The 21726-nt window shown below is 64.9% G+C and carries 19 protein-coding genes; 10 read left to right on the top strand and 9 right to left on the bottom strand.

Annotated elements, in window-relative coordinates:
• The first annotated feature begins 106 nt into the window (after nucleotides 1-106).
• Both KH389_RS07640 and def read left to right on the top strand, forming a co-directional pair.
• The gene (locus KH389_RS07640; protein WP_043864176.1) at nucleotides 107-1090 is read left to right on the top strand and encodes a YihY/virulence factor BrkB family protein; all 984 of its coding nucleotides are present in this window, start codon (nucleotides 107-109) and stop codon (nucleotides 1088-1090) included.
• Nucleotides 1080-1619 carry a peptide deformylase gene (def, locus tag KH389_RS07645; protein ID WP_043864175.1) on the top strand — a complete coding sequence of 180 codons (540 nt, stop codon included), beginning with the start codon at nucleotides 1080-1082 and terminating at the stop codon, nucleotides 1617-1619. The genes KH389_RS07640 and def overlap by 11 nt, the downstream gene beginning before the upstream one ends.
• Here the strand turns inward: def and KH389_RS07650 are convergent.
• Nucleotides 1571-2023, bottom strand: coding sequence for a GNAT family N-acetyltransferase (locus KH389_RS07650; RefSeq protein WP_244988697.1), 453 nt, complete (start codon nucleotides 2021-2023; stop codon nucleotides 1571-1573). The genes def and KH389_RS07650 overlap by 49 nt on opposite strands.
• Nucleotides 2024-2305: 282 nt before the next feature.
• On the opposite strand from KH389_RS07650, the gene KH389_RS07655 reads away from it, so the two are divergent.
• The gene (locus KH389_RS07655) at nucleotides 2306-2563 is read left to right on the top strand and encodes a DUF2790 domain-containing protein (RefSeq protein ID WP_043864173.1); all 258 of its coding nucleotides are present in this window, start codon (nucleotides 2306-2308) and stop codon (nucleotides 2561-2563) included.
• Nucleotides 2564-2566: 3 nt separating this feature from the next.
• Here the strand turns inward: KH389_RS07655 and ada are convergent, their stop codons facing one another.
• The 3 genes from ada to KH389_RS07670 form a co-directional block, all read right to left on the bottom strand.
• Nucleotides 2567-3637 (bottom strand): bifunctional DNA-binding transcriptional regulator/O6-methylguanine-DNA methyltransferase Ada, encoded by a 1071-nt coding sequence (ada, locus tag KH389_RS07660; protein WP_213607183.1) that lies wholly within the window; start codon nucleotides 3635-3637, stop codon nucleotides 2567-2569.
• Nucleotides 3638-3730: 93 nt separating this feature from the next.
• A complete protein-coding gene (locus KH389_RS07665) occupies nucleotides 3731-4354 on the bottom strand; it encodes a DNA-3-methyladenine glycosylase family protein (protein ID WP_054914952.1) in 624 nt (207 codons plus the stop codon).
• 152 nt (nucleotides 4355-4506) lie between these two features.
• Nucleotides 4507-5832, bottom strand: coding sequence for an aminotransferase-like domain-containing protein (locus tag KH389_RS07670; protein WP_213607184.1), 1326 nt, complete (start codon nucleotides 5830-5832; stop codon nucleotides 4507-4509).
• 88 nt (nucleotides 5833-5920) lie between these two features.
• Here KH389_RS07670 and KH389_RS07675 point away from each other — a divergent pair, with 88 nt between their 5' ends.
• From KH389_RS07675 to KH389_RS07690, 4 genes are all read left to right on the top strand, one after another.
• The gene (locus KH389_RS07675) at nucleotides 5921-6877 is read left to right on the top strand and encodes a threonine dehydratase (RefSeq protein ID WP_213607185.1); all 957 of its coding nucleotides are present in this window, start codon (nucleotides 5921-5923) and stop codon (nucleotides 6875-6877) included.
• Between the two features lie 57 nt (nucleotides 6878-6934).
• Nucleotides 6935-7189: a type II toxin-antitoxin system HicA family toxin gene (locus KH389_RS07680; RefSeq protein ID WP_081315179.1), complete on the top strand. Its 255-nt coding sequence runs from the start codon at nucleotides 6935-6937 to the stop codon at nucleotides 7187-7189.
• A complete protein-coding gene (locus tag KH389_RS07685) occupies nucleotides 7186-7518 on the top strand; it encodes a type II toxin-antitoxin system HicB family antitoxin (protein ID WP_043864168.1) in 333 nt (110 codons plus the stop codon). Before KH389_RS07680 ends, KH389_RS07685 begins: the two co-directional genes overlap by 4 nt.
• A gap of 82 nt (nucleotides 7519-7600) precedes the next feature.
• Nucleotides 7601-8260, top strand: coding sequence for a LysE family translocator (locus tag KH389_RS07690; RefSeq protein WP_078481629.1), 660 nt, complete (start codon nucleotides 7601-7603; stop codon nucleotides 8258-8260).
• Nucleotides 8261-8453: 193 nt separating this feature from the next.
• Here the strand turns inward: KH389_RS07690 and KH389_RS07695 are convergent, their stop codons facing one another.
• The 3 genes from KH389_RS07695 to KH389_RS07705 are packed head-to-tail and all read right to left on the bottom strand — an operon-like array spanning nucleotide 8454 to nucleotide 10700.
• Nucleotides 8454-9233: a helix-turn-helix domain-containing protein gene (locus tag KH389_RS07695; RefSeq protein ID WP_213607186.1), complete on the bottom strand. Its 780-nt coding sequence runs from the start codon at nucleotides 9231-9233 to the stop codon at nucleotides 8454-8456.
• A 9-nt stretch (nucleotides 9234-9242) separates the two neighbouring features.
• A complete protein-coding gene (locus KH389_RS07700) occupies nucleotides 9243-9713 on the bottom strand; it encodes a MaoC family dehydratase (protein ID WP_043864165.1) in 471 nt (156 codons plus the stop codon).
• Nucleotides 9714-9755: 42 nt separating this feature from the next.
• On the bottom strand, nucleotides 9756-10700 hold the full coding sequence (locus tag KH389_RS07705; RefSeq protein ID WP_213607511.1) for an alpha/beta hydrolase: 945 nt from the start codon (nucleotides 10698-10700) through the stop codon (nucleotides 9756-9758).
• Nucleotides 10701-10901: 201 nt separating this feature from the next.
• Here KH389_RS07705 and fadD2 point away from each other — a divergent pair, with 201 nt between their 5' ends.
• Both fadD2 and fadD1 read left to right on the top strand, forming a co-directional pair.
• Complete coding sequence (fadD2, locus tag KH389_RS07710) at nucleotides 10902-12590, top strand: long-chain-fatty-acid--CoA ligase FadD2 (protein WP_043864163.1); 1689 nt, start codon at nucleotides 10902-10904, stop codon at nucleotides 12588-12590.
• 283 nt (nucleotides 12591-12873) lie between these two features.
• A complete protein-coding gene (fadD1, locus tag KH389_RS07715; protein ID WP_043864162.1) occupies nucleotides 12874-14571 on the top strand; it encodes a long-chain-fatty-acid--CoA ligase FadD1 in 1698 nt (565 codons plus the stop codon).
• A 90-nt stretch (nucleotides 14572-14661) separates the two neighbouring features.
• On the opposite strand, the gene KH389_RS07720 is transcribed toward fadD1, so the two are convergent.
• Together KH389_RS07720 and KH389_RS07725 are read right to left on the bottom strand one after the other, a co-directional pair.
• Nucleotides 14662-15969: an NAD(P)/FAD-dependent oxidoreductase gene (locus KH389_RS07720; protein WP_054914947.1), complete on the bottom strand. Its 1308-nt coding sequence runs from the start codon at nucleotides 15967-15969 to the stop codon at nucleotides 14662-14664.
• A 27-nt stretch (nucleotides 15970-15996) separates the two neighbouring features.
• On the bottom strand, nucleotides 15997-17361 hold the full coding sequence (locus tag KH389_RS07725; RefSeq protein WP_213607187.1) for a glutamine synthetase family protein: 1365 nt from the start codon (nucleotides 17359-17361) through the stop codon (nucleotides 15997-15999).
• A gap of 443 nt (nucleotides 17362-17804) precedes the next feature.
• Between KH389_RS07725 and hrpA the strand changes: the two genes are divergently transcribed.
• Nucleotides 17805-21716 carry an ATP-dependent RNA helicase HrpA gene (gene hrpA / locus KH389_RS07730; protein ID WP_213607188.1) on the top strand — a complete coding sequence of 1304 codons (3912 nt, stop codon included), beginning with the start codon at nucleotides 17805-17807 and terminating at the stop codon, nucleotides 21714-21716.
• Nucleotides 21717-21726 lie beyond the last annotated feature (10 nt).

Below are 21726 nucleotides of genomic sequence, written 5' to 3' on the forward strand. Positions count from 1 at the left end.
TCAATCGTAACCTTACAGACGTGGTCTACTAGACTACCGTCAGGTAAAACACCCCCCCAACGCTTGGATTACTGCCTATGACAGTGGAGCGGCGAAAGGAGACGCTATGATTTTCCCCAACTTGCACGGCCTGCCGTTGCATCGTGTTCTGGTGCGCACGGTAAGCGAGTTTCTCGATGACGAGATGTCCACCTATGCGTCGGCCCTGGCCTACCAGATGCTGTTTTCGCTGTTCCCCTTCCTGCTGTTCCTGATCGCCCTGATCGGGTTTCTGCATCTGCCCGACTTCTTCACCTGGCTGCGCCTGCAGTCGGAGCTGGTGTTGCCGCCCCAGGCGCTGGAGCAGGTCAACCCGGTGATCGACCAGTTGCAGCAATCCAAGGGCGGGCTGCTCTCGGTAGGTATCGTGATCGCCCTGTGGACCGCATCGGCGGGCGTGCGCCTGATGATGAGCGCGATGAACGCCGCCTATGACGTGGTGGAAGGGCGCCCGGTGTGGAAGCGCATCCCGCTCTCGGTGCTGTATACCGTCGGAATCGCCGGCATGCTGCTGGCCGCCGCCGCCTTGATGGTGCTGGGCCCGCAGGTGATGGAATGGATCGCCTCGCAGGTAGGCATGCAGGAGTTCATCGTCACGCTGTGGACCATCCTGCGCTGGCCGGCCATCATCATCCTGATGATGGTGGCGGTGGCATTGATCTATTACGTGATGCCCGATGTGGAGCAGGAATTTCGCTTCATCACCCCCGGCTCGGTACTGGCGGTGGTGGTGTGGATCATCGCGTCGCTGGGGTTTGGCTACTACGTCAAGACGTTTGCCGACTACAACGCGATGTACGGCAGCATCGGTGCGATCATCGTGCTGTTGCTGTACTTCTATATTTCTGCCGCAGTATTGCTGCTGGGGGCGGAGATGAACGCGGTGATCGAGCACATGTCGGCCGAAGGCAAGGACCCTGGCGAGAAGGAAATGCCCGACGACGATGCGCCGGAGCATGATAAAAAGCATGTTTCCGGGCTGGGGCGCGATCACTCCATCCCGTCCGATTCCGCGCCTGAACCCGTGAGCCGAGCCCCGCATGATTCGTGACATCCTGAAGATGGGCGACGAGCGCCTGTTGCGCGTTGCACCGCCCGTACCGGCCCGCCTGTTCGGCACTGCCGAGCTGGAGCAACTGATTGCCGACATGTTCGACACCATGCAGCACGTGGGCGGCGTGGGGCTGGCGGCGCCGCAGATCGGGGTCGACCTGCAACTGGTGATCTTCGGCTTCGAGCGTAGCGAGCGCTACCCGGATGCCGAGCCCGTGCCGCAGACCATTCTGCTCAACCCGGTGATCACCCCGGTGGGCACCGAGGTCGAGGATGGCTGGGAGGGCTGCCTGTCGGTGCCCGGCCTGCGCGGCGTGGTCAGCCGCTACCGGCACATTCGCTACAGCGGGGTCGATCCGCAGGGCCAGCCCATCGAGCGCTCGGCAGAGGGTTTTCATGCGCGGGTGGTGCAGCACGAATGCGATCACCTGATCGGTCGCCTGTACCCCTCGCGCATTCATGACTTCAGCAAGTTCGGTTATACCGAGGTGCTGTTCCCGGGGCTGGACCCGGCCAGCGACGACTGATCCCGCGCCAACGCGATCAACGATTTGCTGCGCTGATAGCGCGCCAGACGCTCATTGAGCTGCAGCGGCAGTGCGCCGGCAGGGCTGAACCCCAGTGGCTGGTAGAAGGCCAGCAGGTCCGGGTGGCAGAACAGCCACACCGTGCCCGGCTTGCCGGCGCAGGCATGCTCGATCAGTTGTCGTGCAATGCGCCGGCCGCGCCAGGCGGGTGCCACCAGCAAGCCGGTCAGCCAGAACCCCTCGGGTACCGCGCTCATGTTCACTGCGGCGACAAGCTCACCCGCACGCGCCACCCAGGCCTCGCCCTTGGCACTGGCACGCATGGCCGTACCTTGGGCGCGATAGAATTTGTTCAGCAAAGGGCGCTCGGCAGCGCTTAGCAGGCTGTAGCGTATTTCACTCACGGCGGTTTCCAGCAAGGGCTCTGGCACGGGCTTTTACACGGGCTTGGGTAGGCTGTCGAGGGCTTGCCGTGCGGTTATTGTTACCGAGGCGGTAACAGTGAATGTCCGGCTTCGGGCTTCAACCACCTTCGCAACCTTATAAACTTGACCCATCCCAGCAACTAGAAGCGTAACGGGATCGGTACTTCGTGTTATGTCCATTCGTTGATATGACAACTTCTCCGCGCCAACTCGGCTGATGAAGTCAAACACTTCGTTTGATTGCTTTGCAGGCCTAATACCATGAAAACCTTACTTGCACTTGTATTGGTGGGTGTCTCTTCGTTCGCCCTGGCGGACGAGGTCAAGACCGCTGCTGCGCAGCCGGTGGTCGAGCAATATGACTATTCGACCAACCTGGACATCGCCCGGGTGATCAGCCTCTCGACCCTGCCCAATGTCTGCGAAGTGGTGCCGGCCACCATGACCTATGAAGACCATCAGGGCCAGCGCCACACCATCGAATACCGCGCCATGGGCGATGGCTGCAGCCAGGGCTGATCATTACAGGTCACTGGGCTGTTGTTCCCGGGCCAGGAGCGCCTGCTTGCGCTCCACGCCCCAGCGGTAGCCGGACAGGTTGCCATCACTGCGTACGACCCGATGACAGGGCACTGCCACCGCCAGGCTGTTGGCGGCGCACGCCTGGGCCACCGCCCTGACTGCCCTGGGCGCGCCAATGCGCTGGGCGATCTCGGCGTAGCTGGCGGTGCTGCCTGCCGGGATGCTGCGCAACGCCTGCCACACCCGCTCCTGGAAGGCCGTGCCGCGCAGGTCCAGCGGCAGGTCCAGGCCCAGGGCGGGCGCTTCTATGAACCCCACCACCTTGGCCACCCACTGCTCGAATTCGGCGTCGGCGCCAATCAGTTCGGCCTTGGGAAACTTGTCCTGCAGGTCGTGCAGCAACGCCTCGGGGTCGTCGCCCAGCAGGATGGCGCACACCCCGCGCTCGCTTTGGGCCACCAACAGCGCGCCGAGTGAGCACTGGGCAATGGCAAAGCGGATCGAGGCATTGGCGCCGCCCGCGCGATAGGCGGCCGGGGTCATGCCCAGCCGGGCGTTGCTGTCTTCGTAGAAACGGCTGTTGGAGTTGTAGCCAGCCTTGTACAGGGCGTCGGTGATCGAGCCCGGCTGCTCAAGCTGCCGGCGTACCTTGTGCGCGCGTCTGGCATTGGCGTAGGCCTTGGGGGTGAGGCCGGTCGCGGCCTTGAACACCCGGTGGAAGTGATACGGGCTCATGCCGACATGGGCGGCCACTTGCTTGAGGCTGGGCTCGACCTCGGCCGTTTCGATCAACTGGCAGGCCCGGGTGACCTGGGTGGCATGCTGCTCGGCCAGTTGGCGCGGGTCGGCGGCGTAGTGCCGGCTGGGGCGATAGCCGGCGGCCTCGGCCTGGGCGGCAGTGTCGAAGAATTCGACGTTCTCCGGGCGCGGCAACCGTGACGGGCTGGAGGCGCGGCAGTAGACCCCGGTGGTGCGAACCCCATAGACGAAAGCATCATCCGCCGCGGCGTCGCGGGCCAGCACGGCTTGCCAGCGTGGGTCGTTGACATCGATCGAAGGTGTGCGGGGCATGGCGAGTGGCTCTTGGCTGAGGGCGATGTGGTGAGGGTAGGTGGTGCCGTGCGGGGCGGCACTCCGGGTCTTGCGGTGGAATTCGCCCGGATTTCAGCCGGTGGCGGGTACGCGCCACAGGTACCAGGCGGCCACGGTGCGATACGGGCTCCACGGGGCGCCCAGTTCCAGCATCTGTTTGCGCGTGGGCTGGGCGGGCAGGGCGAACAGGCGGCGGTAGCCTTCGCGCACGCCAAAGTCATCGGCGGGCAGGGTGTCCATGTGTTCAAGGGTGTAGATCAGCAACATCTCCACGGTCCAGCGTCCAACCCCGCGCAGTTGCGTCAGGCGCTCGATCAGGCTGGTTTCGTCGAGACGGCGGGCCAGCTCATGGTCGGGTACCAGGCCGTCGAGGCGAGCCTGGGCGATGCCCTGGATAGTGGCCAGCTTGCTCGCGGAAAACCCGCAGGCACGCAGTTGCTCGGGCGCGGTGGCCAGCAGTTGCTCGGGGCTGGGGAAGGCCTGCCCGGGGTACAGCGCCAGGAACCGCCGCAGGATCGCTTCGGCGGCCCTGGCGTGCAATTGCTGGTAGGCAATCGACCTGACCAGCGCCTGATACGGGTCGCGGGTGGGCAGCGTTTGGTGCAGGCATGGGCCGATGCGCTCGATATGCGCGGCCCACTTCGGGTCGAGGCTGGCCAGGTGGGCGCAGGCCTGGGTGTAGAACAGCGGGTTCATGCCGGTTTCCGTGGGTAAGGGAGCAGGTTCAGTGTAGAAAAGGTGACTGGGGTTTCACTCCGGATGTTGCGATTGAATTGGAGGACCTCTTCGCCGGCACCGGTACCGCGTTCTCTGCAGGAGCCGGCCTTGCCGGCGAAGGGGCGGCCCGCTCACCCTGAAACCACTGCCGCCACCCTTTCCAGCGCCTGCTTCAACTGCGCCCGGCTCTGCGCCGCCGACAGGCTGATGCGCACCGCTGCCCGGTCGCCCTGGCGCACCGCGAACACCTCGGCTGGCACCACTGCCACGCCGGCATCACGGCACGCTGTGGCGCGCACACCGTTGACCCAGACATGCGGCGAAGGCACATCCCCCACCAATGCCTTGCCCAGTATCCGCCTGGCCATCCGCCAGCGCTGACCCACTTCTTCACGCTGCCAGGCCACGCGTCGCGCCGCGGTGCCGTCATCGATCCAGCGGCAGGCGATCTCCAGGTCCAGCGGCGACACCGGCCAGTGTGTTGCCTGGGCATGCGGGTCGATGCGCGCCAGCAACTCGGCGCTGCCGACGATCCAGCCCAGGCGCAAACCGGCCGCGACGCTCTTCGACAGGCTGGTGACCAGCACGCCGCGCCCGCCCGCCTGTGCCAGCAGCGCCGGGGTATCGGCCAGGGCACCGTAGACATCATCCTCGATCAGGGTCAGGGCATGGCGCTCGATCACTGCGGCAATGGCGGCCTGGCGCGCAGCGCCCATGCAGGCGCCGGTGGGGTTCTGCAGGGTCGGCGTCAGCACCACGACCCGCGCGCCGGTGGCACGTGCGACACGGTCCAGGTCGTCGGGCAGGATGCCCTGGCCGTCCAGCGCAACCTCGTGCAACGGCAGGCGCAATTGTCGACAGGCCGCCTTGATGCCGGGTGCGGTCAAGGCCTCGACCATCACGGCGTCTCCTGGCTGGCACAGCGAAAGCAGCACGTTGAACAACCCCAGCTGGGCACCGCCGCACAGCAGCACCTGGCGCTCGTCCAGTTGCAGGCCGCGCCGGCGCAGCCAGGCGGCGCCCTGAAGGCGCCCGCGCAGCAACTGTTCGGCACCCAGGTAATGCTCGAGCTGGCCGGCAGGGCCTTGTTCCAGCAGATGGCGCAAGGCATGCGCCAGGTCGGGGTTGCTGTCCTCGGCCACCGGCACATTGGTCGACAGGTCGATCTGCGTCGCTTGCTGGCCGGGTTGCTTGAGGCGGAACAGCGTGGCTTCCTTGCTGCCCGCCAGCACGTAGGTGCCGCGCCCTACCTCACCGGACACCAGGTGCCGGGCCGCTGCCTCGCGGTACGCCTGCTGGGTGGTGCTGGGGTTCAGGCCCAGGTTCCAGGCCAGGCGCCGCTGCGGCGGCAGGCGCTCGCCCACTTTCAGCTCGCCGCTTTCGATCGCCCGCGCAATCGCCTCGACCAGTTCGAGGTAGCGGGGCAGGGAGGTGTCGCCTAGGGTGGGGGTCCACATTTATTGTTGGCCATGCAATATAAGGGTTCACCCATACAATGCGGCGCGACTAGGATCAGGTCAATTCCCCTGGCCATCGAGGTGCCTCATGTTCGACCTGTCCGCCCTGCGCGACGCTGCCCGCCTGGTACACACCCGCGTTCCTGCCACGCCCCAGTACGCCTGGCCACGCCTGGTCGAACGCGTGGGCTGCCAGGTGTGGGTCAAGCACGAGAATCACGCGCCCACCGGTGCCTTCAAGGTTCGCGGCGGGCTGCTGTACGTGCAGGCGCTGCTGGCGCGCTCACCCACGGTGCGCGGGCTGGTCACCGCCACCCGTGGCAACCACGGGCAGAGCCTGGCGTTGGCGGCGCGCAGTGCCGGGTTGCCGATCATCATCGTGGTGCCCGAGGGCAACTCGCGGGAAAAGAATGCCGCCATGCGCGCGCTGGGTGCGCAGTTGGTGGAGCATGGCGCCGATTTCGACCTGGCACGGGCCGAGGCGGCGCGACTGGCGCAGGTGCACGGCTATGAAAGCGTGCCGCCGTTCCACCCTGACCTGATCCGCGGCGTGGCCACCTACGCGCTGGAGCTGTTCGAGGCCGTACCGGCGCTGGACTGCGTGTACGTGCCGATCGGCATGGGCTCGGGCATCTGCGGGCTGATTCGTACCCGTGACCTGCTGGGGCTGCACACCGAGATCGTCGGGGTGGTGTCCACCGAGGCCGATGCCTTTGCCTCGAGTTTCGAGCAGAACCGCATCGTCACCACCGAAACCGCCAACACCTTCGCCGACGGCATGGCATGCCGCATGCCCTTGCCCGAGGCGTTCGAGATCATCCGCCAGGGCGCGGCGCGGGTGGTGCGCGTCAGCGACCCTGAAATCGCCAACGCCATGCGCATCTTCCACGAAGACACGCACAACACCGCCGAAGGCGCCGGTGCGGCGGGGCTGGCGGCGTTGCTGCAGGAGCGCGAGCGCCAGCAGGGGCGCAAGGTGGCAGTGGTGCTCAGTGGCGCCAATATCGACCGGGAGCGGTATGCGCAGGTGCTGGCGGGTCACTGAAAGATCCTGAATGACTCCTTTGGAAAAAATGCTATCTTATTTTGATAGCATTTTCCGATGAACAATCGATATCGAAAGACCCTCGATGCCATTTTTCGGATACCGACCCTTTCTTCTGTGGTCTTCTCCGATATTGAAGCGCTGGTTCTCCATCTTGGGGGGCGGGTCATCGAGCGTGAGGGCTCAAGGCTCAAGCTGGTGCTGGGCGATCAGCAGTGGCGCTGCCACCGCCCGCACCCAGGCAAAGAGGCCAAGCGATATCAGGTTGAAGAAGCCCGTGAATTTCTCTCGCGGGCAGGAGTTCAAGTATGAGCAGCATGACTTACAAGGGCTATTCGGCCCGTGTCGAATACGACGCACGCGACGATATCTTCGTCGGGCGGGTACTCGGGGTTCGAGACATCATCAGTTTTCACGCAAGCTCCGTGAGTGCGCTGCATGAAGCGTTTAGCCTGGCGCTTGAAGACTACCTGGCCGATTGTGCTGAACAGGGCATCGCTCCCGAGAAACCGGCTTCTGGCAAGGTGATGCTGCGTATCCGGCCAGAGGTGCACGCCGCTGCCAGCATCGCGGCGCAGGCTGCAGGCAAGAGTCTCAATCAATGGGCCGATGAGGTCTTCGAGCGGGCCGCGCGGGCCTGAGCACGGCAATTTCTTCCAATACACCACCCTCCCTCACTGAGTCTAATGACGCCTGACCTTCATCGTCGGTAGTCGAGCGTTCATGCCATTTTCCAACGGATTTCTTCTCAGCCTGTCGTTGTGCCTGGATATCGGCGTGGCCAATATCGCCATGATCACCCTGGCCATGCAGCGCGGCTTTCTGCAGGGCTTCTGGCTGGGGCTGGGCACCTGTGTGGGGGATCTGATCTATGCCGTGGCGGCATTGCTCGGCATGACCGTGCTGCTGCAGTTCACCAGCGTGCGCTGGGTGTTGTGGGTGGGCGGTTCGCTGCTGCTGGTGTGGTTTGCACTGAAGATGCTGCTGGCCGCCTGGCGCGGCAATGCGCATATGGACACCAGCCAGCAGGTGGTGCGCGAATCGCCCTGGCGCGAGTTTCTGCGCGGCATCTTTCTGGCCATGTCTTCGCCCAGCGCGATCCTGTGGTTTGCCGCAGTCGGCGGGGTGCTGATCTCGCGCTCCGGCGCAGGCGGCATGCTCGAGGCCGGGTTGTTTCTCAGCGGGTTCTTCATTGCCGGGCTGCTGTGGTGCGCGTCGCTGTGCACCTTGGCCAGCCACGGCGGGCGCCTGCTGGGCGACCGTCTGCTGACCTGGTCGTACCTGGCCTCGGCGGGCATCTTCTGCTATTTCGCGGTGTACGTGATCGTATCGGGCTACCGCGAATTCATCCTCGCCGCGCCGGTCGCCGGGGCGGGTCTATAATCAATCGGTCACCGGCAAGCAGGTGTCGCGCTCAGCGGAGGGCCTGTCATGAAAGGTCTGGATGCGAAAAAATCGGTCAAGAAGAAACCCGCCAAAACCGCCAAGGAAAAACGCACGGCAAAACGTTCCAAGGACGGGACGGCAGGCTTTTTGCCGCATTGACCGGTCAGGGCTGCGCCAGCAGCTCTTTTGCTTATGAAGGCTTGAACGCCTGCCAGTAATGATGGGGCGTGGCGCCCATTACCCGGCGAAAACTGTTGATGAAATGGCTCTGGTCGTAGAAGCCCAGGCGCTGGGCCACGTCCAGCGGGTGCAGGCCGGCGCGCAGGCAACGGCGTGCCTCGATCAGGCGCAGTTGCATGTGGTACTGCAGCGGTGCCAGCCCTGTGGCCTTCTTGAAGCTGCGCACGAAGTGGTACTTGCTCAACCCGGCCACCTGCGCAAGCTCGTCCAGCTCAAGCTTGTGCCCCAGGTGCTGGCGCATGAACTGCAGCGCCTGGGCCAATGCGTGGCTGTATTCGCCGGGCCTGCCGGGCGACTGCTCCAGCCATTGCGCCAGCAGGGCCAACAAGGCTTCCTCCTGATGGCCGGAGTGTGCCGGCGCACGGGCGAAGGCCACGATCGCCTGGCACAGCGCAGGCTGGTCGAACACGCCTTGCTCGAACAGCGGGCTGTTCAGGTTGTTCTGGCTGACCAACCGGGCAATCGCCTCGGGTGCCAGGTGCAGGCTGATGTACTCCACGCCTGCCGGGTCGAAGGTGGAGGCCTGCACCGCCAGCGGGTTGTACAGGGTCACCTGACCCGGCGCCGCCTGCAGCTCACGTCCGTCCAGCCAGATCTGCTCGCAACCGCTCAGATTAACGCCCAGCACATACTCGTCATGGGCATGACGCGGAAAGCTGGCGGCGCTGGCCCTGACCCAGTAGGCCTCGACCAGGCCGCCCGCCTGCAGGTGCTCGGTAACCAGCGCCATGGGCCGCTATCAGCCGATGGTGATCGGCGGCGGGCTCACCAGGTCGACGCTCTGCTGCTTGCGCGGGGCGAGGATCTCGGCTTCGCCGTCCACCACCAGTTCGTCGTGCTGGTTGAACACGCGGGTGGCAATGCGCACGCGGAACTTGGGCAGCTTCTCGAGGATTTCCAGGCGTACGGTCAGGGTGTCGCCGATCTTCACCGGCTTCTGGAAGCTCATCTGCTGGCCCAGGTAGATGGTGCCGGGGCCGGGCAGTTCGCAGGCCACTGCGGCACTGATCAGCGCGCCGCTGAACATGCCGTGGGCAATGCGTTCCTTGAACATGCTCCTGGCCGCGAATTCGGCATCCAGGTGCACCGGGTTGTGGTCACCGGACATCGCGGCGAACAGCTGGATGTCGCGTTCTTCGACCGTCTTGCTGAAGCTGGCGGTCTGGCCCACTTCGAGGGCTTCGTAAGGTGTGTTGGTGACCTGGGTCATGCAGGCTGTTTCCTTCAAGGTTCGGACAAGGTGCGTACTGTATCACTCGCTGCGGGCAGGGCGGCCCTGGGTCAGCCCCTGCTCGAGCCAGGCGATGAGCGCCGCCGTCACCTCGTCACGGTTGGTTTCGTTGAGCAGTTCATGGCGTGCCTGCGGGTAGAGCTGCAATTGCACGCGCTGATTGCCGGCAAGGCGCAGGGCGCCGACCAGATCCTTCAGACGCTTGCCGGCGCTCACCGGATCACATTCGCCGCCCATCACCAGGATCGGCAGGTTGGGATCGATCTGTGCCAGGTGCCGCGGCTGGCTGATGTGTTCCAGGCCCATCAGCAGGTCGACCCACAGGCGGTTGGTGCAGCGAAACCCGCACAGCGGGTCGGCCACGTAGGCGTCGACCTCGGCGCTGTCGCGGCTGAGCCAGTCGAAGCCCGTGCGGTTGGGCTTGAACGCCTTGTTGAACGAACCGAACGACAGCCAGTCGATCAGGGCGCTGCGTCCCAGCGGGCCCTGGCGCCAGGCTTCGAGGCGGGCGATCACGCAGGCCGCGCGGTACAGCGCCGGTGGCTGGAAGTTGGAGCCGCTGAGCACCGCCCCCTGCAGGCTGGCGCTGTGGTGCAGCAGGTAGGCCTGGACGATGTAGCTGCCCATGCTGTGGCCGAACAGGAACAGCGGGGCGCCCGGGTGCTGCTGGCCGATGTGCTGGGCCAGGCTGGCCAGGTCGTTGACCACGCTGTCCCAGCCCTGGTGGCTTGCGAACAGCCCCAGGGTGCCGTGTTCGGCGGTGCGCCCGTGGCCGCGCTGGTCGTGGGCATACAGCGCGAAGCCGGCAGCGCTCAGGGCCTGCCCGAGGCGCTGGTAGCGCCCGGCATGCTCGGCCATGCCATGGGCCAGCAGCACCACGGCCCGGATCGGCGCGGCGGGCAGCCATTGATACACATGCAGGCTGCAATGGTTGCTGGCCGGCAGCCAGAACACGTCGTGGTTCATGGCGGTTCCCTTGCGCAAGTGGCTGATCCTGCAAGTGTATAGCCCATTTGTGTAATTGAACGGATGATGGCAACAAGATTCAGAATGTTAATGACAGGTCTTGGCATGTTTGCCCCCTGCGGCTTAACTGCTAACGTCGGCACACGATGCGATTTTCTGCATGCAGGCAGCCCACAGGCTCAGGAATGAGGACAAGAATAAATGCAAGCTGACTTCTGGAATGACAAGCGCCCCGCGGGCGTGCCCTCACATATCGACCTGACTGTCTACAAGTCGGTGCTGGAGGTGTTCGAGCGCTCCTGCAAGCGCTTCGCCGACCGCCCGGCGTTCACCAACCTGGGCGTCACCCTGACCTACGCCGATCTGGATCGCCAGTCCGCGGCCTTTGCCGGCTACCTGCAACAGCACACCGACCTGGTCCCGGGTGATCGCATCGCGGTGCAGATGCCCAACGTGCTGCAGTACCCGATTGCCGTGTTCGGCGCGATGCGCGCCGGGCTGATCGTGGTCAACACCAACCCGCTGTACACCGCGCGCGAGATGCGCCACCAGTTCAAGGACTCCGGCGCCCGTGCCCTGGTGTACCTGAACATGTTCGGCAAGCTGGTGCAGGAGGTGCTGCCCGATACCGGCATCGAGGTGCTGATCGAGGCGAAGATGGGCGACCTGCTGCCGCTGGCCAAGGGCTGGCTGGTGAACACCGTTGTGGCGCGGGTCAAGAAGATGGTGCCGGCGTATCACCTGCCCCAGGCGGTGCCGTTCCGGCAGGTGATGCGCCAGGGCCGTGGCCATGCGCTCAAGCCGGTGCAGGTGACGCTCGATGACGTGGCGGTGCTGCAGTACACCGGCGGCACCACCGGCCTGCCCAAGGGCGCGATGCTCACCCACGGCAACCTGGTGGCCAACATGCTGCAGGTGCTGGCGTGCTTTTCGCAGCTGGGGCCGGACGGGCAGAGGATGATCAAGGAAGGCCAGGAGGTGATGATCGCGCCGCTGCCGCTGTATCACATCTATGCCTTCACCGCGAACTGCATGTGCATGATGGTCACCGGCAATCACAACGTGCTGATCACCAACCCGCGCGACATACCGGGCTTTGTCAAAGAGCTGAAAAAGTGGCGCTTCTCGGCATTGCTGGGCCTGAACACGCTGTTCGTGGCACTGATGGAAAATCCGGATTTCAAGAACCTGGACTTCTCCTCGCTGAAGGTCACCAACTCCGGCGGCACGGCGCTGGTCAAGGCCACTGCCGAGCGCTGGGAGAGCATCACGGGGTGTCGCATCGTCGAAGGCTATGGCCTGACCGAAACCTCGCCGGTGGCCAGCACCAACCCCTACGGCCAGCAGGCGCGCCTGGGTACGGTCGGCATACCGCTGCCCGATACCGCGTACAAGGTGATCGATGATGACGGCAACGAGCTGGCCCTGGGCGAGCGCGGCGAGCTGTGCATCAAGGGGCCGCAGGTGATGAAGGGCTACTGGCAGCGTCCGGACGCCACCGCCGAGGTGCTCGATGCGCAGGGCTGGCTCAAGACCGGCGATATTGCAGTGATCGACCCGGACGGCTTCACGCGCATCGTCGACCGCAAGAAGGACATGATCATCGTGTCGGGCTTCAACGTGTACCCCAACGAGATCGAGGACGTGGTGATGGCGCACCCCAAGGTGGCCAACTGCGCGGCCATCGGTGTGCCGGACGAGCGTTCCGGCGAGGCGGTGAAACTGTTCGTGGTGCCACGCGATGGCGGCGTGAGCGTCGAGGAGCTCAAGGCCTACTGCAAGGCCAACTTCACCGGCTACAAGGTGCCCAAGCAGATCGTGCTGCGCGATTCGCTGCCGATGACCCCGGTGGGCAAGATCCTGCGCCGGGAATTGCGCGATATCGCCTGAAAGCCATTCGCCGGCCAGGCTGGCTCCTACTTTGCCGTGTAGGAGCCGGCCTTGCCGGCGAAGCTTTTGCTGAATAGACCCTTTACTCTAAAAATGACTACTGAGTATTCGTTAGTCATTTATGTGACTTTGCGGCCCACTTTGGCTCTAGGCGCCCTCTGGCAAAGCTGCTACTCTCGGCGCGCTTCTGATGCTTCGGTTTGTAGCAATCCGTCATCACATATCAATAATAATCGCGTCGACTGCGGAGAAGATTTCGCTGTTGCTGGAGGAGTGGGCTTCCATGATCGAACACTTTTGGAAGGATAAGTACCCAGCCGGGGTTGCCTCGCAAATCAATCCTGATGAGTATCCGAACATTCAAGCGGTATTGAAGCAGTCCTGCCAGCGTTTCGCCGACAAGCCGGCGTTCAGCAACCTGGGCAAGACCCTCACCTATGGCGAGCTGTATGAGCTGTCGGGGGCGTTTGCCGCCTACCTGCAGCAGCATACCGACCTGCAGCCCGGTGACCGCATCGCGGTACAACTGCCAAACGTATTGCAATACCCCGTGGCCGTCTTCGGTGCGATGCGCGCCGGGCTCATCGTGGTCAACACCAACCCGCTGTACACCGCGCGGGAGCTGGAACACCAGTTCAACGATTCCGGTGCCAAGGCGCTGGTGTGCCTGGCCAACATGGCCCACCTGGCCGAAAAGGTCGTTCCCAAGACCCAGGTCAAGCACATCATTGTCACCGAAGTGGCCGACCTGCTGCCACCGCTCAAGCGTCTGCTGATCAATAGTGTGATCAAGTACGTGAAAAAGATGGTGCCGGCCTATCACCTGCCCAAGGCCGTCAAGTTCAACGATGCGCTGGCCAAGGGGCAGGGCAAGGCGGTCAACGAAGTCAGCCCCGACAGCGGAGATGTCGCCGTGCTGCAGTACACCGGTGGCACCACGGGTGTGGCCAAGGGTGCGATGCTGACCCACCGCAACCTGGTGGCCAACATGCTGCAATGCCGTGCGCTGATGGGCTCGAACCTGGGCGAGGGCTGCGAGGTCCTGATCACGCCGCTGCCGCTGTACCACATCTATGCCTTCACCTTCCATTGCATGGCGATGATGCTGATCGGCAGCCACAACATCCTGATCAGCAACCCGCGCGACCTGCCGGCGATGGTCAAGGAACTGTCCAAGTGGAAGTTCACCGGCTTCGTCGGCCTGAATACCCTGTTCGTGGCCCTGTGCAACAACGAGACCTTCCGCAAGATGGACTTCTCGGGGCTCAAGCTCACCCTGTCGGGCGGCATGGCCCTGCAGGTGGCGGTGGCCGAGCGCTGGAAGAGCGTCACCGGTTGCTCCATCTGCGAAGGCTACGGCATGACCGAGACCAGCCCGGTGGCGGCGGTCAACCCGGCCGAGCACAACCAGATCGGTACCATCGGCATTCCGCTGCCGTCGACCCTGTGCAAGGTGATCGACGACAATGGCAAGGAGCTGGCGCTGGGCGAGATCGGCGAGCTGTGCATCAAGGGCCCGCAGGTGATGAAGGGCTACTGGCAGCGCGAAGAGGCGACCACCGAGATCCTGGATGCCGACGGCTGGCTCAAGACCGGTGATATCGCGGTGATCCAGACCGATGGCTACATGCGCATTGTCGACCGCAAGAAGGACATGATTCTGGTGTCTGGCTTCAACGTTTACCCGAACGAACTCGAAGACGTGCTGGCGACCCTGCCGGGCGTATTGCAGTGCGCCGCCATTGGCGTGCCGGACGAGAAATCGGGCGAACTGATCAAGATCTTCATCGTGGCGCGGCCGGGTGTGACCCTGACCAAGGACCAGGTGATGGAGCACATGCGCGCCAATGTCACGGCGTACAAGGTGCCGCGCCTGATCGAGTTCCGCGATGCCTTGCCGACCACCAACGTGGGCAAGATCCTGCGGCGCGAGTTGCGCGATGAAGAGTTGAAGAAGCTGGGCCTCAAGAAGATCGCCTGAGGTTTAACCTTCGGGCCTCATCGCGGGTCAAGCCCGCTCCCACAAGGACAGTAGTGATCCCTGTGGGAGCGGGCTTGACCCGCGATGTTTTCAACGCAGTTTCTCAAGCATCTGGTAGTACCACATCCCCGCCGCCAGCAATGGGTTGCCCAGCACATCGCCCATCGGCACCTTGATGTGGCTGCAGCCGGCAAAGGTATCGAATCGGCTCAATGTGCCGGTGATCGCTTCGGCCATGATCTCGCCCATGATGTGGCTGGTGGCGATGCCATGCCCCGAATACCCCTGGCAGTACCACACGTTGTCCGACAGCTTGCCCAACTGCGGAATGCGGTTGACCACGATGCCCATCGCGCAGCTCCACTGGAACTCGATCGGCACGCCCTTGAGCGCCGGAAAGGTCGCCTCGATGCACGGGCGCAGCTCCCCCGCGATATCCCGCGAATCACGTCCCGAATAATTGGCCCCGCCACCGAACAGCAGGCGCCCGTCTGCGGTCATGCGGTAATAGTCGAGCACGAAGCGGCAGTCGTATACCGCCAGGTCCTGCGGGTTGAGCTTGCGGGCCAGCTCGCCCAGTGGGGTGGTGGTCACGATGCCGCCCATGGCCGGGAAGATCTTGCCCTTGAGCTGGGGCTTTTCCAGCTTGTGGTACACGTCGCCGGCCAGCATCACCTGGCGTGCGTTGACCCGGCCCTTGGCCGTGACAACCGCAGGTTTGTCGCCATGCACGATCTCCAGCACTTCGGAGTTCTCGAAGATCAGCGCGCCCAGTTGGTGCGCTGCCCGCGCCTCGCCCAGGCACAGGTTGAGCGGGTGCAGGTGCAGGTTGCGCAGGTTCTTCAGCGCGCCCAGGTACAACGGGCTGTCCAGGTGCTGGCGCACCGCCTCGCGGTCGAGCATCTGCACCTGCTCGCCCATGCCGCGCCGCTGGGCTTCGTCGGCGAAGGCCTGCAGTTCGGTCATGTGCGCAGGCTTCATGGCCGCGTGCAGGTGGCCGTGCTTGAGGTCGCAGTCGATGGCGTAGCGTTCGACCCGTTGCTGGATGATGTCGTGGCCGCGAAAGCGCAGTTGCCAGATGAAATCGTCCACGTCATCGCCCAGGCGCTTGCGCATCTGTTTGCGCATGGCCTCGTCACCCGACAGGCTGCCGGTGACCTGGCCGCCGTTGCGCCCGCTGGCGCCCCAGCCGATACGGTTGGTTTCGACGATGGCCACCTTCAGGCCGCGCTCGGCCAGTTCCACCGCGCTGGCCACGCCGGTGAAGCCGCCACCGATGATCACCACGTCGACCTCGACCGTGCCCTGCAGGGTCGGGTACTGGGTGGTGTCGTTCAGGCTGGCGGTGTAGTAGGAGGCGCTGCGCTGGGCGGTGCCGTGGTTGAGGGCTGCATTCATGGGTGTGTTCCTTGAAGAATAGGGGGCTCAGGCCTGGGTCAGGTACCAGCGCCAGTCCTGCTCGCCGACCTCGGCCATGAACTGGCGGTACTCGGCGCGCTTGACCGCCAGGTACACCCCGAGGAAGGCCTCGCCGAACGCTTCGCGCGCCAAGCTGGAGCGCTCCAGCGCGGTCAGCGAGGTCAGCCAGTCGGTGGGCAGCAGCGTCTTGGCCTGGGCGTAGCCGTTGCCCTGCACCGGGGCGCCGGGGTCCAGTTGCTGGCGGATGCCATGGTGGATGCTGGCCAGAATGGCTGCGGCTGCCAGGTACGGGTTGGCATCGGCGCCGCAGATGCGGTGTTCGATATGTCGGGTATTGGCCGGCCCGCCGGGCACGCGCAGGCTCACGGTACGGTTGTCCACACCCCAGGTCGGCGCCAGCGGTGCATAGCTGTTGGCCTGGAAGCGGCGATAGGAGTTGGCGTTGGGGCAGAACAGCAGCAGCGAGTCGAGCAGCATGGCCAACATGCCGCCCACCGACTGGCGCAGCAGGGGCGTGCCGGCCTTGTCTTCGCTGGCGTACAGGTTGTGGCCGGCGGCGTCGGCCAGGCTCACGTGCATGTGCATGCCGGTGCCGGCCAGGTGCTCGAACGGCTTGGCCATGAAGCAGGCCTGCATGCCGTGCTTGTGTGCCACGCCCTTGACCAGGCGCTTGTAGCGCACCGCCTGGTCCATGGCCAGCAAGGCGTCGCCGTGCTCCAGGGTGATCTCCACCTGGCCGGGGGCGTATTCGGAAATCGCGGTACGCGCAGGGATGCCCTGGGCCTTGCAGGCGCTGTACAGGTCGGCCAGAAACGGTTCGATCTGCTCCAGCTCGCGCAGGCCGTATACCTGGGTGGCGCGGGGGCGACCGCCGTCGGTATCCAGTGCCGGTTGCGGGTGGCCCAGGTGATCGCGCTTCTGGTCGAGCAGGTAGAACTCCAGCTCGCAGGCCATTACCGGCTCATAGCCATCGGCCTTGAGCGCGTCGATCACCTTGGCCAGCAGTTGGCGTGGATCGGCGACGGTGGCCGGCAGGCCTTCGCTGGGGTGCATGCTCACCTGCACTGCCGCCGTGGGGATCTGCCGCCACGGCATGCGCACCAGGCTGCCGGCCAGCGGGTATGCGCGGCAGTCGATATCGCCCACGTCCCACACCAGCCCCGAGTTCTCCACATCGTCGCCGTTGAGGGTCAGGCCGAGGATGGTACTGGGCAGCGGCCGCCCGCTTTCATACACGGCCAGCAACTCCTCGCGGTGCAGCAGCTTGCCGCGGGGCACGCCGTTGGCGTCGAGGATGAACAACTCGATCATGTCGATATCGGGGTTGGCGGCCAGGAAATCCTCGGCCTCGGAAACAGGGGCAAACTGCATGGTGCACTCGCTTACGCCGTGGCGGCGTACAGGATCGCGCGCCAGTGGGCACGTCGATCGGTCGACAGGGTGGCCGCAACCGGGCCAGCGGTATCAGTGGGGTGCGAGGGCGGTATCTGGTGGGCGGGCATGGCGGCAATGCCACAAGGCCCAGAACGCGAGGATGCTATTGAACAGCGGATTTTCACCGGGGCGCGCCCGCACCTTCGGGAACGAAGGGCGCATCAGGGGGCGGGGCGTACACGCTGGCAAAGTCATGCACGGATACTCCCACGCGTGGGAAGGTTCATTAAATCGGCCTTTGTATACCTTCAGTTAATCAATGGCTAAACAATGGCCCTGCATGGCGAACCGTGCCGTGGCAGGGCAAATCTGCGACAATCCCCGACCAAACTACGCCGATCATGTGAAAGCAGGCTCACCTGCATTATTAAAAAGACGTCATGACTGACCAGAACGCCGCCATCGAGCAACTGCTGAAAAACCTTGACCACGCCATGATCGCCGAGCGCCATCGCCTGCGTCGGCAACTGCATGACCTGCGCAAGCGCCCCGACGAGGCCAAGCTGGCCCAGTGGGCCGCCCGGGTACAGGCCTCCTGCGACCAGGTCGCTGCGCGCAAGGCCAGCGTGCCGCGCATCCACTACGACGACAGCCTGCCGATCGCGGCCAAGCGTGACGAAATCAAGAAGGTGCTGGCCGCCCACCAGGTGCTGATCATCGCGGGCGAAACCGGCTCGGGCAAGACCACCCAGTTGCCCAAGATCTGCCTGGAACTGGGCCGCGGCCAGCATGGCCAGATCGCCCACACCCAGCCGCGCCGGATTGCCGCGCGTAGCGTGGCCACCCGCGTGGCCGAAGAGCTGGGTACGCCGCTGGGCGCGCTGGTCGGCTACCAGGTGCGCTTCGAAGACCAGAGCGATGCCAACACCCTGGTCAAGCTGATGACCGACGGCATCCTGCTGGCCGAAACCCAGCACGACCGCTTTCTGGAACGCTACGACACGATCATCGTCGACGAAGCCCACGAACGCAGCTTGAACATCGACTTCCTGCTCGGCTACCTCAAGACCCTGCTGCCGCGGCGCCCCGACCTCAAGGTCATCATCACCTCCGCGACCATCGACCTGGAGCGCTTTTCCAGGCACTTCAACGATGCGCCGATCATCGAGGTGTCCGGGCGTACCTACCCGGTCGAGACCTGGTACCGGCCGCTGACCAGCGAGCAGGACGAGGAGGGCAACCGCGTCGAGGACGATCTGACCGTCGACCAGGCGATCCTGGCCACCCTCGACGAGATTGCCGCCCATGAGCGCAGCATCGGCAAGGGCCCGGGCGACGTGCTGGTGTTCCTGCCCGGCGAGCGCGAAATTCGCGATGCCGCCGAGATGCTGCGCAAGGCACAGCTACGCCACACCGAAATCCTGCCGCTGTATGCACGGCTGTCGCCGGCCGAGCAGCAGAAGATCTTCCAGTCCCATCCGGGGCGGCGCGTGGTGCTGGCCACCAACGTTGCGGAAACCTCGCTGACCGTACCGGGCATTCGCTACGTGATCGACAGCGGCACGGCGCGCATCAGCCGCTACAGCTACCGTGCCAAGGTGCAGCGCCTGCCCATCGAGGCGGTGTCCCAGGCCAGTGCCAACCAGCGCAAGGGCCGTTGCGGGCGGGTCGAACCGGGCATCTGCGTGCGCCTGTACAGCGAGGACGACTTCAATGGTCGGCCCGCCTTTACCGACCCCGAGATCCTGCGCACCAACCTGGCCGCGGTGATCCTGCAGATGCTGCACCTGCGCCTGGGCGAGATCGACGCCTTCCCGTTCATCGAGCCGCCGGATGGCAAGGCCATCAGCGACGGCTTCAACCTGCTGCAGGAACTCTCGGCAGTCAATCGCGAGAACCAGCTGACCCCGCTGGGCCGCCAGCTGGCGCGCCTGCCGGTGGACCCGCGTCTGGGCCGCATGCTGCTCGAAGGCGCCAAGCAGGGCAGCCTGCAGGAGTTGCTGATCGTGGCCAGTGCACTGTCGGTGCAGGACCCCCGCGAGCGTCCGCCCGAGCGCCAGCAGGCTGCCGACCAGGCCCATGCGCAGTGGAAGGACAGCGACTCGGACTTCGCCGCGCTGGTCAACCTGTGGCGCGGGTTCGAAGAACAGCGCCAGGCCCTGACGGCCAGCCCGCTGCGCAACTGGTGCCGCAAGAATTTCCTGAATTACCTGCGTCTGCGCGAATGGCGCGATGCACACCGGCAACTGAGCCTGATCTGCCGCGACCTGCAGTTGAGCATCAACAAGGAGCCGGCCGACTACCCGCGCCTGCACAAGGCGATTCTGTCCGGGCTGCTCAGCCAGATCGGCCAGAAGACCGAGGACGGCGACTACCTGGGCGCGCGCCAGCGGCGCTTCTGGGTACACCCGTCCTCGGGCCTGGGCAAGAAACGCCCGCAATGGCTGATGACCGCCGAACTGGTCGAGACCACCAAGCTGTATGCGCGCATGGTGGCCAAGATCGAGCCGGACTGGATCGAGCCGCTGGCCGGGCACCTGATCAAGAAGAACCACTTCGAACCGCACTGGGAGAAGAAGCGCGGCCAGGTGGTGGCCTTCGAGCAGGTCACGCTGTACGGCATGATCGTGGTCGGCCGGCGCCCGGTGCACTACGGGCCGATCGACCCGCAGGCCTCGCGCGAGCTGTTTATCCGTCAGGCCCTGGTGGGCGGTGAGATCCAGTCGCGGGCCAAGTGCCTGGCGGCCAACACGCGCCTGCTCGAGCAGCTCGACGAGCTGGAGGCCAAGGCCCGCCGGCGCGACATCCTGGCTGATGAAGAGACCCTGTACGCCTACTACGAGGCGCGCCTGCCGGCCGAGATCCACCAGACCGCGACCTTCGACAGCTGGTACCGCGTCACCAGCCAGAAAGACCCGCAGTTGCTGATCATGCGCGAGGAGGACGTGCTGGCCCGCGAGGCCAGTGAAGTCACCGCCACGCAGTACCCCGATACCCTGCGCATCGGCGACCTGAGCCTGGCGCTGAGCTACCACTTCGAACCCAACCACCCCCGCGACGGCGTTACCATGAGGGTGCCGGCGCCGCTGCTGCCCAGCCTGCCGGGCGAGCGCCTGGAATGGCTGGTGCCGGGGTTGCTGGAAGCCAAGTGCATTGCGCTGGTACGCAACCTGCCCAAGGCCTTGCGCAAGAACTTCGTGCCGGTGCCCGACTTCGTCAAGGCCGCCTTGCAGCGCATGACCTTCGCCGACGGCTCGCTGCCCCAGGCGCTGGGCCGCGAACTGCTGCGCATGACCGGTGCGCGGGTCAGCGACGAGGCCTGGGCCGAGGCGGCTGCGCAGGTGGAAGGCCACTTGCGCATGAACATCGAAGTGGTCGATGCCCAGGGCAAGTTCCTGGGTGAAGGCCGCGACCTGACCGAGCTGACGGCGCGCTTCGTTGCTGCCAGCCAGGCCGCGCTGGCCGTGCCGCAATCGGCCAAGGCCCAGCAGCCGGTGCAAGCCAAGGTGTTTGCCGAGGTGGCCCAGACCGCCCAGCAGAAGATCGCCGGGCTGTCGATGACGGTGTACCCGGCGCTGGTGGAAGAGGGCGGTACGGTCAAGGAAGGGCGCTTCTCGACCCAGGCCGAAGCCGAGTTCCAGCACCGCCGAGCCTTGCAGCGGCTGCTGCTGCAGCAACTGGCCGAGCCGGCGAAGTTCCTGCGCGGCAAGCTGCCGGGGCTGACCGAACTGGGCCTGCTGTACCGCGAGCTGGGGCGTGTCGATGCGCTGGTCGAGGACATCCTGCTGGCCAGCCTGGACACCTGCATCCTCGACGGCGAGAGCAGCCTGCCGCGCGACGGTGCCGGGCTTGCTTCGCTGGCCGAACGCAAGCGCGGCCACTGGGCCGATCACGCCGAGCGCCTGGCCCGCCTGACCCTCGAGATACTCAAGCTCTGGCACGGTCTGCAGAAGCGCTTCAAGGGCAAGATCGACCTGGCCCAGGCCGTGGCGCTCAACGACATCAAGCAGCAACTGGCCAACCTGGTGTACCCGGGTTTTGTGCGGGAAACCCCGGGCATCTGGCTCAAGGAACTGCCGCGCTACCTCAAGGCAGTGGAGCTGCGTCTGGAAAAACTCGGTTCGCAGGTGCAGAAGGACCGCGTGTGGAGCGGCGAACTGAGCGGTCTGTGGGCACAGTACAAGGCGCGTGCCGACAAGCATGCCCAGGAGGGCAAGCGCGACGAGCAACTGGTGCTGTACCGCTGGTGGATCGAGGAATACCGCGTGTCGCTGTTTGCCCAGCAGTTGGGTACCAAGGTACCGATTTCCGACAAGCGCCTGGCCAAGCAATGGAGTCTGGTGGAAGCCTAATCCCCGGAAC

Source organism: Pseudomonas qingdaonensis, assembly GCF_018398475.1.
GTDB lineage: Bacteria > Pseudomonadota > Gammaproteobacteria > Pseudomonadales > Pseudomonadaceae > Aquipseudomonas > Aquipseudomonas palmensis.

Coding starts and splice junctions, on each gene's coding strand:
- KH389_RS07720 (WP_054914947.1), bottom strand. CDS start 15,969: ATGAATGCAGCCCTCAACCACGGCACCGCCCAGCGCAGCGCCTCCTAC.
- hrpA (WP_213607188.1), top strand. CDS start 17,805: ATGACTGACCAGAACGCCGCCATCGAGCAACTGCTGAAAAACCTTGAC.
- KH389_RS07695 (WP_213607186.1), bottom strand. CDS start 9,233: ATGGCGCTGGTTACCGAGCACCTGCAGGCGGGCGGCCTGGTCGAGGCC.
- KH389_RS07680 (WP_081315179.1), top strand. CDS start 6,935: ATGAACAATCGATATCGAAAGACCCTCGATGCCATTTTTCGGATACCG.
- KH389_RS07725 (WP_213607187.1), bottom strand. CDS start 17,361: ATGCAGTTTGCCCCTGTTTCCGAGGCCGAGGATTTCCTGGCCGCCAAC.
- KH389_RS07655 (WP_043864173.1), top strand. CDS start 2,306: ATGAAAACCTTACTTGCACTTGTATTGGTGGGTGTCTCTTCGTTCGCC.
- KH389_RS07675 (WP_213607185.1), top strand. CDS start 5,921: ATGTTCGACCTGTCCGCCCTGCGCGACGCTGCCCGCCTGGTACACACC.
- KH389_RS07700 (WP_043864165.1), bottom strand. CDS start 9,713: ATGACCCAGGTCACCAACACACCTTACGAAGCCCTCGAAGTGGGCCAG.
- KH389_RS07670 (WP_213607184.1), bottom strand. CDS start 5,832: ATGTGGACCCCCACCCTAGGCGACACCTCCCTGCCCCGCTACCTCGAA.
- KH389_RS07690 (WP_078481629.1), top strand. CDS start 7,601: ATGCCATTTTCCAACGGATTTCTTCTCAGCCTGTCGTTGTGCCTGGAT.
- fadD1 (WP_043864162.1), top strand. CDS start 12,874: ATGATCGAACACTTTTGGAAGGATAAGTACCCAGCCGGGGTTGCCTCG.
- ada (WP_213607183.1), bottom strand. CDS start 3,637: ATGCCCCGCACACCTTCGATCGATGTCAACGACCCACGCTGGCAAGCC.
- KH389_RS07640 (WP_043864176.1), top strand. CDS start 107: ATGATTTTCCCCAACTTGCACGGCCTGCCGTTGCATCGTGTTCTGGTG.
- KH389_RS07665 (WP_054914952.1), bottom strand. CDS start 4,354: ATGAACCCGCTGTTCTACACCCAGGCCTGCGCCCACCTGGCCAGCCTC.
- fadD2 (WP_043864163.1), top strand. CDS start 10,902: ATGCAAGCTGACTTCTGGAATGACAAGCGCCCCGCGGGCGTGCCCTCA.
- KH389_RS07685 (WP_043864168.1), top strand. CDS start 7,186: ATGAGCAGCATGACTTACAAGGGCTATTCGGCCCGTGTCGAATACGAC.
- KH389_RS07705 (WP_213607511.1), bottom strand. CDS start 10,700: ATGAACCACGACGTGTTCTGGCTGCCGGCCAGCAACCATTGCAGCCTG.
- def (WP_043864175.1), top strand. CDS start 1,080: ATGATTCGTGACATCCTGAAGATGGGCGACGAGCGCCTGTTGCGCGTT.